Source organism: Pseudomonas sp. CGJS7 (genome assembly GCF_036961695.1).
The window spans coordinates 1-15,223 of sequence record NZ_JBAMDI010000024.1 but is presented as its reverse complement, the minus strand read 5'-3'; the positions used below and the strand labels follow the sequence as shown (position 1 = coordinate 15,223).

Genomic DNA, 15,223 nt, shown 5'->3' with positions numbered 1-15,223 from the left:
AAGGTGCGCATTTCACTAATGCAGCATACGCACCAATTGAGAGGGTCATATGTCAGACGTTAGCGAATATATTGTTTACGAGGATTGCCCTCCTCGGCGAATTCACAATCTGCTGTCTCCCAAGTGGACTTCGATGGTTATTTACGCACTGGGAATGAGGAGCTTCCGCACTAATGAATTGCTGCGGGTTATGCCTGGCATCTCTAAGAAGATGCTGAATCAAACACTAAAAGAGCTTCAAGCAGCAGGTCTGATACACCGCAAGGTGCATCAAATCATCCCACCTGTGGTCGAGTATTCACTGACAGAGCTCGGACAAAAATTCGTTCAGCCATTGATGGAACTGTATAAATGGGCTTCAACTAATGCTGATCTGCTTGATCAGGTTGACGCCAACTTGAAACTTACACAACTTGAGCAAGCGATTTAGCGAAGAACCACCGAAGAACGCTGGACATATCTAGCAATTGGCATGCTACGGATTATTCATGAAAGAACTTCTGGAACTCGACTTTAACTTACTTAAGTGCCTCGACACTCTCCTTGACGAGCAAAGTGTGAGTAAAGCAGCATGCCGGCTTGGCGTTAAGCAGCCAGCGATGAGCGCGGCGCTTGTTAGGTTACGAGAGGCATTCAAGGATCCGCTGTTCGTAAGGGGGCATCGAACAATGATCCCTACAAAACGCGCCCTGGCGTTGAAGATCCCAGTAAAAAACATCGTGAAGGACATTGCGGCTCTGCTGGAGCCGCCGTCTTTCGACCCACTAACGACTGACGGGACGATCGCGATTGCGACCTGTGACTGCATTCTCAAGGCAATTGTGCCCCAACTGCTTCACGCACTCAAAGCAGAAGCGCCTGGCTTAGGAGTAACGCTGATTTCAGAGAGGAGTCACTATCTGATCAGCGCATTAGAATCCGGTCACGTTGACCTCGCATTGATCTCTCATCAGCATGATTCAAATGAGCTCCATTCAAAGCAGTTATTCGAAGATCACTATGTCGGTGTTGCCCGAAGCAATCATCCAATCTTCCAGCGTGAAAAGGAGATTTCAATAGATGAATTCTGCGATCTCGAGCACGCCATCGTTGCCTCATCGAATGAGCTGTCCATTTGCCCTATCGATGAAACCCTGCGGAAGATGGGTAAAAGCCGAAGCATCAGATTAACAGCCAATTACTACACATCGCTCCTAGACTTTCTCAAGTCCAGCGACCTCGTATCAGTCCTGCCAAGCCGCTTGCTATCCAATACAGCTGAATTGTCGTCATTCAAACTACCGATGACAACACCTACCTTGAAGGTCATGATGGCTTGGCACCAGCGGTCAGAAAGCATTGCGATGAATGCCTGGCTCAGGGCACAAGTCCTATCTCAGTTCAAGAAAATCTGACGCCAACCAACAAAGCACCGCCCACGCCAAAGACTTTCACCTCAATTTAGGCAAAAAAAACCCAAGCAGAGCTTGGGCCAGGAGAGTCGTCACGCTGGGCAGCGCAACTAGGTAATTATACTAACACTAGAACAACTTTACCACCAAAACAGCCATTGACCTTACACACTTCAAAACAACAAAAATCACAATAAACCCAAACTTCTATTGATGCCTTTAAGGCCTGCAAAAAAGATTTACTCTAGCCTGCTCGGTAATTTGGCGCCTCAGCTGTAATCTGAACATCGTGAACATGGGATTCATTCATGCCCGCAGAGCTAATTTGAACGAACGATGCAGTTTTTTGCATTTCCGAAATTGTGGGGCACCCACAATAACCCATAGCTGCCCGCAATCCACCTGCCATTTGATAGATGATGCCAAGCGCTGAGCCTTTGTAAGGGACACGGCCCTCAATACCTTCAGGTACCAATTTGTCAGTATTCGGATTCTCAGCTGAACTTTCCTGGAAATAACGATCTGCACTACCTTGAACTTGCTGCATTGCTGCGATACTGCCCATGCCACGGTAGCTCTTGTAGCTACGGCCTTGGAACAGAATGGTTTCTCCAGGAGCTTCATCCGTCCCTGCAAAAACTCCCCCCATCATTACCGTCGATGCGCCTACAGCGATGGCTTTAGGAATGTCTCCGCTGAATCGGATCCCACCATCAGCGATCACAGGAACACCTGTTCCCTTGAGCGCCTCTACCACGTTATCGATGGCAGTCATCTGAGGCACGCCGACACCTGCCACGATGCGTGTGGTACAGATTGACCCTGGGCCAATACCGACCTTTACGGCATCTGCGCCGGCAGCAACAAGCGCTAGAGCTGCGGATCCGGTGGCGATGTTCCCTCCCACTACATCAACTTGGGGGTAGTGCTGTTTGATCCATCGCACGCGGTCGATGACGCTTTTACTATGACCGTGAGCAGTGTCCACGACGATCACATCAACCCCCGCCTTGACCATCAACTCCACACGCTCATCAGTTCCGGCGCCGACACCAACCGCCGCGCCAACCCGCAAGCGGCCAGAAGCATCACGAGCAGCATTAGGAAACTCAGTCTGCTTGTTTATATCTTTTACTGTGATCAGGCCTGCAAGCTCGAGATCGTCCCCAACAACCAGCAGACGCTCGAGCTTGTGCTTCGTGAGTAGGGCTTTAGCCTCCTCAGGAGCGGTGCCTTCCTTGACGGTGATCAGGCGCTCACGAGGCGTCATAATTTCACCTACAGGCAGGTCGCAGCGGGTTTCAAACCTCAAGTCACGGCCAGTCACGATGCCAACAACCTTCCCGGCTTCACACACAGGGAAGCCTGAAATGCCCAGCTTGGCTGAAAGTGCTTTGACCTCACCCACAGTCGCTGTCGCCGTAGTGATGACCGGGTCTCGGAGGATGCCCGCCTCGTATCGCTTCACAAGCGCCACTTGATCCGCCTGCTGCTGGGGCGTGAGATTTTTGTGAATGATCCCGATACCGCCTTCACGCGCAATGGCGATGGCCAGCCGCGACTCGGTAACCGTGTCCATAGCAGCAGAGGCGAAAGGCAGGTTCAATCGAATGTTACGAGTAAATTGACTCGCCAATGACACCGACTTGGGAAGTACCTCTGAGTATGCGGGCACCAACAGAACATCATCAAAGGTAAGGGCTTTCTCAAGAAGGCGCATGGTAAACTCCAAAAATTCTGTGTAATAGATACCACTCAACGCCATCTTCGATAGCGCTGTATAAGTGTGTAAATGTCAGGTAGCTTCGAGACAGAAGCTTAATTGGGATGAGCGCATTTGCTATCCCAGATTAAATTTTACTTTTGTGAATCAAGACGCCTGGCATGAAGCGCACAAGCCACTTCATTGATATAACAATCTGAAATACCAAGCTCCGCCAAGGACGCTTGGAGCTGATGTACGTAGTCCGCATTTGAACCTAAATAACCCTTGGCATTCAGTACAACCTGCGCGACTGTTTGCGAGCTGCTATCAACCTCATACATCGGGTGGTCTGCACAGCCAGCAAAAACCAAGGCATTGGCTATGGTTCCATTTTCGAGTTGAACCGGCATCCATTTAGGCGCGTAGAAGCCCGCCACCATTTCACGCACCCACGCCACTTTCAATTCACGCTCTAGATTCTGGTCGGATATCCGAAAAGCGATGCCTTCCGTCCGCCCACCAGGCCCGAGCGAAAGCATACGACCGGGTGACTCAACAGTCGCACGTCCCGAGGTCAGCCTGATGGAGAACTGACGCTGCCAACCCTCCAAAGTCGCAGCCTGAACCTCCTCAAACTCAACCAAGGGATTCCACATCAACGACCCGTATGCAAAAAGCCATACAGGGGCTGATTCATCTCGGTTGCTGAGCGTGGTACTCATCGAACTCTCGATGTCGGCAATCGACCAAAGAATCTCAGCAGGCAAAAGGGCCTCGTGGGCTTTCAGGTACTCACCGTTGAGCAATGTATCTCGGGTCATCATGAGGTGCTGCCCTCCTGCAGAAACTGGACAACACAAACCGACAGCTCTCTACCTGGCCAGCTAAGACAGTCTGCCAAACGCATCCAAGGCGCTCGCCTGAGCGAAAGCCCGTTAGAGGAGTTCATCAGCAGGAGAAAATTATCGGTTCGCATTGTCAGATTCCACAGTCGAGCAGCGGTTCCTAAAGCGGTCGGGCATCAATTTCCACCGGGATGTGGAGACCACCTAGGAGGCCACACCTTAAATCTGACAACGCTTATTGTCAATTAATCATCGACGAACGAAATGCCGATCAAGCCCCCATAGCGCTTGAAACAGCCTTCCCGGGGCCCTATCCTGCGCGGATGAAAAATGCAGAATCTGACCCAGAAAGCTCACGCAAAGCGCCTCGAAACTACCGTGGCAGCTCGTCCGAAGAGAGGCGCCTGGAAAGGCGTTCCAAGCTGATTTCAGCGTCCAAAGACCTGTACGGTACACGCGGCTTCCATGCCACCACCGTTAAGGCTATCTGTGAGGCTGCAGGCCTTACAGAGCGCTATTTCTATGAGAATTTTACGAATAGCGAAGACCTGTTCATCGCGATGCACAAAGACACGAGTGCGCGCATCATTTCACGCCTGCACCAGGCCTCTTTTCAAGAAACGGAGCCTTCGAAGAAAGTCATCGCCATGCTCGACACCTACTACGGTGATATCGCTGAAGACCCGGTCACGGCTCGCTTGTTTGCGGTAGATGCCGCGAGCATCAGCCAGCTAGCCCGGGAGGTTTGTACCTTCTGGCGCCAGTCCTTTGCCCAACTGTTGTCCGAAGCCCTATCCCAATCAACGCCAAGCAGCGATGTACTGCGCCATGGGGTTATCCGTGGAATCATTGGGATAGGTGTGGACTGGATGGAGTCAGGATTTGCATTGCCCCGGAGGAACGTAGTTCATGCCGGCGCAACGCTGGTTAGAGCCATGGAAATCGACAGCCAAGAAGGCAAGACCGCCTAGGTCGCCACCCAGACGCGGGCTGGAAGGATTGGGTTGGGATGGGATGGGGCTCTATAACTTGGACTACCCTGCCCGCCCTGAAGCGCAATGGTGGCAGCCCTGCATCTCTAAATGGCTCCAGGGCCATCCGGCTCAGGCTGATAAAACGAGATGCGTTCTTTACCATCTGCGGTCGGGTCGCCATTTCAGACGTAACCACGGATACCCAGAGCCATAAAGCGAGTAAGACCAGCAATAGATTTATATATTCATCACTCAAAAAAAGGCACTACAGTAGTAGTGCCAGAGAGGTAAATTTAAACAACCATCAACAGCTAATCACACTCATAAATATTCACTTAACTCAAAAACGGTTAAACATCTTCTGAATTTCAGAGCTATCTTTAGTTACCGTAAGAGCTAGCATAAGAAGAATACGAGCTTTCTGTGGGTTCAAGTTGTTACCCAGCAGCCCTGGGTAGGCCTCGTCCATCGGAATATAGCCAGAACCGGTTCGAGAGGAGCGAACAACGACTACCCCCTTTGCGATTGCCTTATCAAGCGCAGGAATGACGAATTTTGAAGCACTACCGGCGCCAACACCAGCAATGATGATACCTTTGGCTTCGTGAGAAACCGCAGCGTCTACCATGTAGCCGTTATCGTTCTGATAGCCATATACAATGTCAACTTTAGGCAGCATATCCAGCTTTGAAACGTCAAACGGTGTAGCTTGTGTATGATCACGGGTCACTTTTTGGTCAAACTGCGGTTTTTGGTTGACCAAGCGCCCGATGTATCCGTTCTCCAAAGACTGGAAAGTGTCCAGTGAATTAGCATCGGTCTTGCTGATGAATCGTGCAGCACCTATACGGTCATTCAGCACGACCATTACGCCTCGGTCTCGGGCTTCTGAGTCTGCAGCTACAGTGACGGCCTGAAGAAGGTTACTTGGGCCATCAGCACCGATCGCAGTAGACGGGCGCATGGCACCTGTTACCACCACTGGTTTATCACTTTTGACCACCAGATTCAGGAAATAAGCAGTTTCCTCTAATGTGTCAGTACCATGAGTGATCACGACACCCGATACATCATCCCGCTTTAGCAACACATTGATGCGCTTAGCCAACTTGAGCAAAATTTCATTATCCATGTTGTCACTACCAACATTGGACACTTGCTCTGCGGTGATGTTTGCCACTTTGCTTATTGAGGGTACGGACGCAACCAGTGCCTCACCGGTGAGAACACCCGACTTGTAACCTGTGGTCTGGGTTTCAGATGCAGCGGTACCAGCGATGGTGCCCCCAGTTGCCAAGACAACAACATTTGGTCGAACTTGGCCATCACTATTCGCAGCCTCAGCCATAACATGCCCAACTGATAAAAGTGACAAAAAAACCGCGCAAACACCCGCCTTGGAGAATTTCATCTCTCACCTCTACGTTATTTTTAAAAACAAAGGCAGAAAGCAGTTACAGCATATTATTATTCACGACCACCCAAAGCAGCCCAGGTTGTAAAATGCCCCTTGCCCTGCAGGTAATCGACTAATTCATTAACACGTAATCGTACCGTCATTTGATTACATAACGGGTGAAGCAAAAAGTATTCTGAATCCTTCAATTCCGAATCAATGACAAGCTTTACACTCTGCTCTGAGTCATTGACCAACGCCAACGGACTTAACGAACCAGACCTTACACCTAATGATGCGTAAAGGAGATCAGGCGACCCCATGGACATGCGGGCCGAATCTAGGACAGAGCGTAGTGATTGTAAATCGAGCGATTTCTGTGCTGCCGTAACAACGAGAAACTTGCGGCCTTTTTTATCGCAAAGAAATAAATTCTTACACCGCTCACCGTCCAGATCAAGACCAAGCTCGCCCGACTCGATCATATTGAAAACAGGGGCATGACTGCGGACTTCATAATCAACACCCTTTGACTGCATATCAAATAGTAGATCTAAAGCTTGTAGCATAAATTAAAGACTCTCGTGCAAAGGGCGGGATATTAAGTCCCGCCCTGGCTAATGTCACACGTCAAATACAGGGCGTGAGGCTTTCTCGATAGCTTCCATCGCTTCGGACTTACTCATAACGCCTTTTTCTTCCATGATATCTAGGAGTGAACGGTTTTCAGCCACAGACTGCCGAGCCAGCTTACTAACGGACGCGTAACCCAGCTTAGGCACTAGCGCAGTCGCGACCGCCATAGACTGAGTCAGGTGATCCTTGTTCCGCTGGTCATCGGCAGTCAGGCCTTGAATGCATTTCTCCCGGAACTGCTTGATGCCCCGAGTAAGCAGAGTAATGCTGTCGAAGACTCGAGACGACACGACTGGCTCGAAATGGTTGATTTCCAACTCACCATACTGAACAGCCTGTGCCACCGCTACGTCATTACCGATGACGGCAAAGCTCAACTGAATCATCGACATCGGCAATACTGGATTGACTTTGCCTGGCATGATAGAGGAGCCAGCCTGGGCTTCTGGAAGCTTGATTTCACCCAAGCCCGCCACAGGCCCGGAAGACAATACGGTCAGATCCGCTGCAATCTTGCCCAGCGAGGCAGAGCAGGTACGCAGTTCGCCAGAGACACGGGAGAAAACGTCCATGTTTTGCATGGCATCGAATGAATTTTCAGGTGCTACGTAGCTAACTCCGGTGATCTCCTGAAGGTGATTGTATACGGCAGCCCGATACGATGCTGGAGCCCCAAAGCCGGTACCAATGGCAGTCCCGCCCAATGGCAGAGTCAACAGCTTAGTACGAACATTAGCCAACTCAGCAGCCAAACGGCGGGTCAGCGACGCGTAGCCTGAGAACAGTTGGCCAAGGCGCATAGGCTGAGCGTCCTGCAAGCAAGTGCGTCCAAGGTGGAGGATGTCTGCGAACTCTTCAGCCTTCTTCTCGAACTGCTGTGCCAGCAACTCAACTTCGTTGATCAACCCTGCAAGCATGGCATAGGTGGCAACTTTCAATGCTGCCGGATAAACATCATTGGTCGACTGCGAGCAGTTAACATGATCGTTTGGATGCACTACCTCATAAGAACCTGCTGAGTGCCCGAGATACTGTTGTGCCCTATTAGCAATGACTTCGTTGAAGTTCATGTTAGTAGAGGTGCCGCCCGAACCTTCCAGAAGATCAACAATCAGCGAGGCATCGCAGTTCCCTTCAATCATGTCCCGGCAGGCCAGTACAATAGCTTCGCATTGCGGCGCTGCAAGCACACTACTATCAAGGTTTGCCAAAGCAGCTGCCCATTTGATTTGAGCAAATGCATTACGAAACTCTGGGTAGTGAGCAACGGTGATCGGCGATACTGTAAGATTCTCCTGCCCGCGCACGGAGTTAACGCCAAATAGCATGTCGGAGGGAATACTCACCTCGCCTACGTAATCACTTTCCTGGCGTACACCGGCCTTATCAAACGAACTCATGATTCTTCTACCTCATTAATATCCATCAAGTTCTCAACACCTTTACCCAATACACTAAGTTTTGGAAGAAAGGTTTTAAGCACTACGTCATGCGCAATCTTGCAGGCGTCATGAAAGAACGAGCTGTACTCATCCCTACGCGCCACTAAATAAAGCGATCTCTCCAAGCCTAAGCCTGGCTCTAAATGGACATCAACTTCATTGACCCACGAAGCAGCTTGAAGGAAACACATCGGGCTTGTCACAGCCCAACCAATTCCTTCTGCAACCATAGACGTCAACGCGTCGGCGTTGTCCAACTCCAAGCGATTTGGCACCCGGATATCCAAACTCCGAAGATGTCTTTCAATCTGAAGACCTACTTGAGAGACACGGTTGAATCTGACGACAGGTAGGACATTGGCAAGGGCTCTTATGTCCTCGATCGATCTCATGGGGTGCTTCAGCTCTCGTGGAGTGATGACGAAATATCTCTCCGACAAGATCCTGTACCTCACCACGTTAGCGTCCATAAGCGGATCGCTAGTAACGATCAGATCAAGGTCTCGCCTTAGCAGAGACTCTCCCTGCTGGGGGCTCAAGCCTGTTCGGATCGATAATTGAGCCACTTTTCCGAGTAGCTGCTTCGTAAAGGCTGATCCGCAGGTAGCGGCAAAAGAATCTACCAGGCCAATCCTCAAGTCCGGCTTTACGCCCCTACCCGCATCAAGGACTTGAGCCTTCAGGTGGGAAAGCTCCTCGCTCAGCAGCGAGCCACGGTTGCGTAAAGCGACACCAAAAGGCGTGAGCGTCATTGGACGGGTAGTCCGATCAACGAGTATCACACCCAAGTCGTCTTCTAACTGCCTGACAGTCTGCGATACACCAGACTGAGAGATCCCCATGCGAGTCGCTGCGCCCGACATGCTCCCGGTTTCTGCAACAGCGATGAACACTTGTACGGCATACATGTCGATGAGTTTGTCGGCAGGCATACTGGGTCTCTCTCTAGAATTAATCGCTCATCCTACCCAGAAGTCAGTCGCCTTTTCTGGCAACCGCAGCCTCGGCGAAGCCAGCAGCGCTCTCAACAGCTCCATGAGTGTCGGTTGAAACAGCGGAAAGCTGCTCTTTACTCGTTTCCGGGGCAAACATGTGGCAGACAACACCACCGAAAACCAACACGCCCACACACACACCCAATGCGGTATGGATCCCAAGAGTCTGGACAGCGATTGGCAGCAGGAACGTAGCAAACGCCGAACCAAAGCGGCTTGCCGCTACGGCAATACCGATACCCGAGGCACGGAGGTGGGTCGGGAACAGTTCCGGTGGATAGACAAACTCAAGATTGACCGCAGCAGCCAGGACGCACGCAAAGAAGCCGAATGCAATGATAGTTCCCAGTGGGCCGAAGCCTGCATAGGCAAGCGCTGCCAGGCCAATGGCACTGAGGTAGAAGGTTCCTACTAGGAATGCTCGACGAGAGATTCGGTCGATGATCAACAGACCCAGCAATGCGCCAACCATCAAGAGAATGTTGTAAACCAACCCACCGACGAATTTATCTTGAACGTTCAGCGCTTCCAAAACACGAGGCGAGAACGTGCCAAGAGCAAAGAAAGGAATTACTTGGCAGGTGTAGAAGACACATCCAACAATCGTATTCTTTCTCCAGCGCTTGCTAAACAGCTCGGCCCACTTACTCTTGCTCCCTTGCGGAACAACAGCGGGGCTAGGCAGGTACACGTTGGGGCCGAACTTGTCTCGCACAATGGCCAGCGCTTCGTCTTTACGACCACGAGCCATCAGCCAGATCGGGGACTCGGGTACGCCCATCCGCAGCGGAAGGATGAGCAAAGCGGGGATGCCGCTCACTGCAAGCATGAGTCGCCATGCATCTGGGCCAAGATCCCGAAGAACGAAGCCAACCAGATACGCAGCCACATAGCCAGCAGCCCAGGCAGCAGCAAGAACGCTGAGAAGGCGACCGCGATAGCGACGCGGTGCGAACTCAGTCACTATCGACTTGCTCACCACGTAGTCGAACCCGAGCACGAGCCCGAGTAGTAACCGTAATACCAACAACTGCTCTGGAGAGGTTACGAAAAACTGTGAAGCGGAAATGATTGCAAACAGCAGCATATCCCAGGCAAAAATTGTTCTTCGCCCAAATTTATCTGCCAAGGGGCCAGCAACAAGGCTGCCGATGAAGAGGCCTGCCAGAGATGCGGCTCCGAGCAAGCCCATCCAGAGCGCATTTAATTGAAGGGGGCCAGCTGCCATGCTGACTGCAATGCCGATAATCCCTAGCACGAACCCGTCACTGAATTGGCCGCCGGTACCACTCAGCACAGTGCGAATGTGAAAGCGACCAAGTGGTAGATCTTCTACCGATGTCTGACTGTTCATTCGTGACTCCACAAGCGTTTTTGTAATTGTTTGGTACAAACCGGAAACCATCACCGGCTGACCTGAGTCTACGCTCACAAAATTACGGAATCAGCTAGTGACCTTATAGTATTAGAAATCCTGATAGTGTTTGCCGCAGTTTCTAATTATTCCTGCGCCCATTACCTCTTGGGACTTTGCCAATGACTCTCGGAACTCGTATCACGCTCCGCTCTATCCCGCACCATACCGGTCTGCCGCTAAGCACCGTCGCGACCGTGTAGAGGCTGTCGTAGTGACGAGATATCCCCGGATTTGACGAGGGCCTGAATGCTTCCTCGACAGAGCTTCAGGTAGGATGAGAAGCCAGCATAGGTTCATGGGCATAGGGGGGAGACTCCACGATACTCTTGAACCCGCAATAAGGCGTACCTTGAGGTGCTAGCCTGGGAAATGGTGAAGGCCACGCCCCCATCAACGGATTAGCAGACAGGTCTAGCTATTAGGGCCAGCTATGATAGATGCTAGCGCTACCAGGTGATGCAGGCTCGTGCTTTCCATGGCATTGCACCCCGGAGAAGCGCCCCCCTTCTCCGATCACTTGGCAAGCCTCAGATAAGCTGGTGGCCTTCGCTTGCTTTGCTGCCAAATGCGCCGCAGCCCATAGCTGGTTGGACAGCCATTCCGCTTCATCAGGACTAAGCAGCCCTTGAACCCCCATTAGCCGTGACCAGATAATGACGCTTACAGATGCGATAATTGTGCTGCTTCTTGCTGAGAGAATTCATGGCACTGACGCGGCCATACGAAAGTCAGCGAAAAACGTAGCCAAGAAGCTCCCTCGCAGTAAACGCGGCGTCATGTACGACATCGCTGAGAGCAAGAGCCCCCGGGAATTGATGCGACATATAGCCCTGGGCCTAGACGACTGACAGCTCAAAGTCAGCACTGGCTCTCCAAATGCCAGAACGCGGACACATCTGCCCCGATTTCGAAGCTCACGATTCAGTACGACCTGAAAGCCGCACCTTGGCAAGCGGAGCGCGCAGGCCTAGAGGGCCGAAGGCGAAAAGGATGGAAGCCCGCTAGGGCCGAGACTAGGCGATAAGCCGAGGCTCGGTTTACGACAGCCTGGCCGCGAAGCGGCACGCCCCTACCGCTCTTCAAAAAGATGATCCATATCGTCACCCGTGAACCCCCAGAAGTAGGCAACCTTCTGAGCCTCCTCTGACGCCGCTTCTAATACAGATCGCCCCCTTGGGAACAGCTCAGCATAAAACGCCACCGCTCTCGCCATCACATGCACGACAGTTTGCAGCGCCACCAGAGCCAGCATTCGCTGATCCTCCATTGACTGTGCTTCCCCCATCTGCATAGAGCTGATGTAAGAGCTATGGGCATACCCGCAGAAATGGGAGTAGACGTTCTGGAAATATTTCTTGTGGAATCCTGCCCTCACCGCTTCGTCCGTCCATGACCACCCTACCCTCCATTCCCCCTTGAGCAGCCGCTTTGCTTGCTCAGGCTTGTAGTCGCCCAGGTACGGTGAGGCTTCGATCTCCGCGACTTGCTCTATCACCTGCAGGCGAGTCTTGCTTATGGTTTCCCTCGCCTCGTCGGTTGAGGGGTGAAGCTTGAGCCGATCCCTGAGACCGCCCAAACGCCAGACCCCGTGCCTGAATTTTCTAAGCGCGGGATCATGGCTCTGGAAGATCCAATGGAACACGATGAAGGTTTCAAGGCAGGCGCGGGCAAGGATCGTAGCGGACGAGTGATCTACGAAGACAATCTGCTTACCGTCCTGGAAATCCAGCTGGGTCGTGTTGATGAGCACTCTGACGGAGCAAGCCTGCTTAAACAACTTCATCGCTAAAATCTGGGCATGGTTGACCCAGGCGTCGTCTGGCGACAGGGGCTGACCACGCTGGGATTCGATCATCGCTGCGAACAGGTCAGTTATGGTGGCGAAGTCTTGTTCTGGATCACGTTTGGGTATTGGGGTTGGAGCTGATGACATAGGAAAACCTCAGATGAAATTAACTCGCGAACAATACTTCAATCACCTAGAGCCAGAGAACAGCTTAGTAAGGCCATCTTGAGTCGTTGGGAATCGATATTCCCAATACACATCGCCTTTTCGTTCAAACCGACTAAGATTTTCCTTAGAGATGCTCGCCTTCCGCTTATCAAACTGAAGGGTCATAGAGCCCAACTCAAACTTAGTATCCACAGGCGTATAGTAAATCTTTTTGTTACCTTGCCACGTCCAACTGTGCATTGGCTTACCACATGTGGAGATCAAAAGCTGTGAACCAAGGAGATCCGGAATTGAAACAATTTTCCCACTAACATCCTCCCAAGCGGAAAACTCTAGCCGACCGGTAATTGAATAGCCGCCTGTCTTTAGATCTTTCGCAAGGGGGAAAGGCTTAGGCATAAAATTATCTGCACGCAAATCGCCAAGACCATTTCCAAAATGATGTAACGGGTGGTATTCAGACGCGTCGATGGGCTCTTTAAAGAAAACAAATCGGTAACACAAAGGAAAAACCATCGCGCTTATCCCTTTGCCATCCTTGGAAGAGGGGTAATATTTACCATCCGGCTCAACCTCAATTGACGTAGGCTGGTAGTCATCTCCTCGCCCAAATCCAAGCGGCCCGGATATATCTCGATCCATCATCTGATCTCTTTGACCTTTCCGTAAATAAACGGCTATCGCCTTATCCAATCTACGTTTGTAACCATCAAAAGCGGGATCGTCTAATGAAACTTCTGCCTGAAAAATGAATACACTAAATGTCCCGAGCGGCTGAAGAGTTCGACTCAAATCTGTCATGATTTGCTGAAGTTTTCGGGCAGACTCTAGGCTTTCCGCCTGCGAAGCGGCCTGCGCCTGACGCTGAACGTATGTTTCTAAGATCTGGGAGATCAGCGCAATACACAAGCCGCCTACACTGCCCGCGATAAAAACCTTACCCTTTGTTGTCAACTGCCCGGAGGCGTCCCTGATTTTCAGGACACTACTCAAAACTCCGAGAACCCCTGACATTAGTATCCCGAAAATCTTAAAAAACTACCAGCAATATTTCCACAGTTTAAATTTCCCAAACCGCTTCAAGTAAACTTTTAGTAAAAATGTATATTCTAGAAGGACTGGCCACTCGCCAAAGCAACTGCTGCTTCATTCACCCACTCTTTAGCACGGCACCCAAGATCGTAGCCATTGAACTCCTGGACGGGAATTTCCTGAAGCGTCTTCAGTGCCGCCCAAGCATCGTAATCGTGGAACGGATTCAACCCCATCACATTTCCCAGATTTTGATCAACAGCCCCTCTAGAACTGGCGATCTGAGCAAAAAGCGAAGCGGCCTGATTCAAATCCCAACTGCTCAAGAAAAGCAGAAGCGCGGCGAATGCCATAAGCGGCTTACTCGCTTTTACATCGAAGTAGTTTCTGCCAAGTGCTCTGCAAACAGGATCATAGTGGGTAGATATGAAGCGGGCGAGCTCCTGGGTGGAGTCGTAATGAGCCTTGAGGTTGGTCGGATCGAACACAAGCTTAAGGTTGTTGGCACTCATGAGTTTTTCAATGCGGCTAACCAGCGGCCTCAGCATGACCCCTCGATCGCTCAGGTAAGTCAGCAGCGACTCGTGACGACGGGCTAGCATCACCTCCATCGCCGTCTTCATCAGGAAGCCAGGTACCCTCATAAGCTCTTGGTTTACAGTCAGCCACCTAGGCTGATATCGCACAGGCCAAGCCGCCGCTTGCACCGCCGCTACCCACTGGAAAACCCTCGGATCAAGGGTCACTTGAAACACGGCGCTGAGTTTCTGGTGGTGGAACCACTCGCGCATGTCCCTGATCTTGGCCTGGTCGAGAAGCCCTAGCTGGATCCCACGGCACACCAGTTCCCGAACTGCTCGCGACAACCCATCGCGAGCCGTGGCGCTGAACTGCACCAAGCCCTCTGGAGCTTCGCCTGGCGGCAGAGCAGCGAAGTCACAGAACGCATGATGCCCACCTGGAAAGCGGAAGTAGGCTTGTTTGATGGCCTCGCCGGTGACCTTTGAGCTAGTGGCGCGAACGACCTCGGCGCCTTTAGCAAAGCACGCCGGGCACTCAACATCAGCGTAAATGACCTGCTTCCAGATCTCCGGAATAGTCTCAGTCTTTTTCAGTTTCGGGCGCTGATGCTGGTCAGCGAAAAGCTGAAGAAGCTGGTCTACATCCAACTCCTGTTGGCGTGAAACGGAGAAAGCAGTCAGCGGCATATCAAAGCTCCATTTGAACGCTGAAGCCGTCCCAGATCTCATGCCGTGTGATAGCAGGAAGACACTAAGCGGCGGTCGAACGCTAAGCTATCGCTTTCCACTCTCGACTACCAGTTCAGTGCGACTTATGCCCAGCCAACAAATTGAGACAGGGCGTGAATTCGAGCCTAGTCCTTCGCTGCCACGTTGGCATGGTAGGAGCACAATCCACGATTGCGCTGATCGTCC

At 51.6% G+C, this 15,223-nt stretch carries 14 protein-coding genes; 4 read left to right on the top strand and 10 right to left on the bottom strand.

From position 1 onward, the window contains the following. Window positions 1-49: 49 nt before the first annotated feature. Together V7787_RS16515 and V7787_RS16510 are read left to right on the top strand one after the other, a co-directional pair. Window positions 50-430: a winged helix-turn-helix transcriptional regulator gene (locus tag V7787_RS16515; RefSeq protein ID WP_336088690.1), complete on the top strand. Its 381-nt coding sequence runs from the start codon at window positions 50-52 to the stop codon at window positions 428-430. Window positions 431-488: 58 nt separating this feature from the next. Then, window positions 489-1,394 (top strand): LysR family transcriptional regulator, encoded by a 906-nt coding sequence (locus V7787_RS16510; RefSeq protein ID WP_336088689.1) that lies wholly within the window; start codon window positions 489-491, stop codon window positions 1,392-1,394. Window positions 1,395-1,635: 241 nt separating this feature from the next. Here the strand turns inward: V7787_RS16510 and guaB are convergent, their stop codons facing one another. Then, a complete protein-coding gene (guaB, locus tag V7787_RS16505; protein WP_336088688.1) occupies window positions 1,636-3,111 on the bottom strand; it encodes an IMP dehydrogenase in 1,476 nt (491 codons plus the stop codon). Window positions 3,112-3,248: 137 nt separating this feature from the next. Then, window positions 3,249-3,920 (bottom strand): gamma-glutamylcyclotransferase, encoded by a 672-nt coding sequence (locus V7787_RS16500; RefSeq protein ID WP_336088687.1) that lies wholly within the window; start codon window positions 3,918-3,920, stop codon window positions 3,249-3,251. Between the two features lie 344 nt (window positions 3,921-4,264). Between V7787_RS16500 and V7787_RS16495 the strand changes: the two genes are divergently transcribed. Beyond that, entirely contained in the window at window positions 4,265-4,912 is a 648-nt protein-coding gene (locus V7787_RS16495) for a TetR/AcrR family transcriptional regulator (RefSeq protein WP_336088686.1), read from the top strand. A gap of 343 nt (window positions 4,913-5,255) precedes the next feature. On the opposite strand, the gene V7787_RS16490 is transcribed toward V7787_RS16495, so the two are convergent. The 5 genes from V7787_RS16490 to V7787_RS16470 are packed head-to-tail and all read right to left on the bottom strand — an operon-like array spanning window position 5,256 to window position 10,738. After that, window positions 5,256-6,326: an asparaginase gene (locus tag V7787_RS16490; RefSeq protein WP_336088685.1), complete on the bottom strand. Its 1,071-nt coding sequence runs from the start codon at window positions 6,324-6,326 to the stop codon at window positions 5,256-5,258. 56 nt (window positions 6,327-6,382) lie between these two features. Continuing rightward, entirely contained in the window at window positions 6,383-6,880 is a 498-nt protein-coding gene (locus V7787_RS16485; protein WP_336088684.1) for a prolyl-tRNA synthetase associated domain-containing protein, read from the bottom strand. Between the two features lie 54 nt (window positions 6,881-6,934). Continuing rightward, window positions 6,935-8,347: an aspartate ammonia-lyase gene (locus V7787_RS16480; RefSeq protein WP_336088683.1), complete on the bottom strand. Its 1,413-nt coding sequence runs from the start codon at window positions 8,345-8,347 to the stop codon at window positions 6,935-6,937. Continuing rightward, window positions 8,344-9,321, bottom strand: a complete 978-nt coding sequence (locus V7787_RS16475; protein ID WP_336088682.1) for a LysR family transcriptional regulator — start codon at window positions 9,319-9,321, stop codon at window positions 8,344-8,346. Before V7787_RS16475 ends, V7787_RS16480 begins: the two co-directional genes overlap by 4 nt. A gap of 43 nt (window positions 9,322-9,364) precedes the next feature. Beyond that, window positions 9,365-10,738, bottom strand: a complete 1,374-nt coding sequence (locus V7787_RS16470) for an MFS transporter (protein WP_336088681.1) — start codon at window positions 10,736-10,738, stop codon at window positions 9,365-9,367. 716 nt (window positions 10,739-11,454) lie between these two features. Here V7787_RS16470 and V7787_RS16465 point away from each other — a divergent pair. Continuing rightward, window positions 11,455-11,649 (top strand): DUF7740 domain-containing protein, encoded by a 195-nt coding sequence (locus V7787_RS16465; RefSeq protein ID WP_336088680.1) that lies wholly within the window; start codon window positions 11,455-11,457, stop codon window positions 11,647-11,649. Window positions 11,650-11,870: 221 nt separating this feature from the next. Here the strand turns inward: V7787_RS16465 and V7787_RS16460 are convergent, their stop codons facing one another. The 3 genes from V7787_RS16460 to V7787_RS16450 form a co-directional block, all read right to left on the bottom strand. Next, window positions 11,871-12,656 (bottom strand): DUF5677 domain-containing protein, encoded by a 786-nt coding sequence (locus V7787_RS16460; protein ID WP_336088679.1) that lies wholly within the window; start codon window positions 12,654-12,656, stop codon window positions 11,871-11,873. A 120-nt stretch (window positions 12,657-12,776) separates the two neighbouring features. Further along, complete coding sequence (locus V7787_RS16455; RefSeq protein ID WP_336088678.1) at window positions 12,777-13,748, bottom strand: hypothetical protein; 972 nt, start codon at window positions 13,746-13,748, stop codon at window positions 12,777-12,779. 116 nt (window positions 13,749-13,864) lie between these two features. Beyond that, entirely contained in the window at window positions 13,865-14,995 is a 1,131-nt protein-coding gene (locus tag V7787_RS16450) for a hypothetical protein (RefSeq protein ID WP_336088677.1), read from the bottom strand. Window positions 14,996-15,223 lie beyond the last annotated feature (228 nt).

What these genes read in the sequence shown, in the direction of transcription:
- V7787_RS16450 (WP_336088677.1), bottom strand. Translation starts at nt 14,995, where the DNA reads ATGCCGCTGACTGCTTTCTCCGTTTCACGCCAACAGGAGTTGGATGTA.
- V7787_RS16480 (WP_336088683.1), bottom strand. Translation starts at nt 8,347, where the DNA reads ATGAGTTCGTTTGATAAGGCCGGTGTACGCCAGGAAAGTGATTACGTA.
- V7787_RS16470 (WP_336088681.1), bottom strand. Translation starts at nt 10,738, where the DNA reads ATGAACAGTCAGACATCGGTAGAAGATCTACCACTTGGTCGCTTTCAC.
- V7787_RS16515 (WP_336088690.1), top strand. Translation starts at nt 50, where the DNA reads ATGTCAGACGTTAGCGAATATATTGTTTACGAGGATTGCCCTCCTCGG.
- V7787_RS16500 (WP_336088687.1), bottom strand. Translation starts at nt 3,920, where the DNA reads ATGATGACCCGAGATACATTGCTCAACGGTGAGTACCTGAAAGCCCAC.
- guaB (WP_336088688.1), bottom strand. Translation starts at nt 3,111, where the DNA reads ATGCGCCTTCTTGAGAAAGCCCTTACCTTTGATGATGTTCTGTTGGTG.
- V7787_RS16510 (WP_336088689.1), top strand. Translation starts at nt 489, where the DNA reads ATGAAAGAACTTCTGGAACTCGACTTTAACTTACTTAAGTGCCTCGAC.
- V7787_RS16475 (WP_336088682.1), bottom strand. Translation starts at nt 9,321, where the DNA reads ATGCCTGCCGACAAACTCATCGACATGTATGCCGTACAAGTGTTCATC.
- V7787_RS16460 (WP_336088679.1), bottom strand. Translation starts at nt 12,656, where the DNA reads ATGATCGAATCCCAGCGTGGTCAGCCCCTGTCGCCAGACGACGCCTGG.
- V7787_RS16490 (WP_336088685.1), bottom strand. Translation starts at nt 6,326, where the DNA reads ATGAAATTCTCCAAGGCGGGTGTTTGCGCGGTTTTTTTGTCACTTTTA.
- V7787_RS16465 (WP_336088680.1), top strand. Translation starts at nt 11,455, where the DNA reads ATGACGCTTACAGATGCGATAATTGTGCTGCTTCTTGCTGAGAGAATT.
- V7787_RS16485 (WP_336088684.1), bottom strand. Translation starts at nt 6,880, where the DNA reads ATGCTACAAGCTTTAGATCTACTATTTGATATGCAGTCAAAGGGTGTT.
- V7787_RS16495 (WP_336088686.1), top strand. Translation starts at nt 4,265, where the DNA reads ATGAAAAATGCAGAATCTGACCCAGAAAGCTCACGCAAAGCGCCTCGA.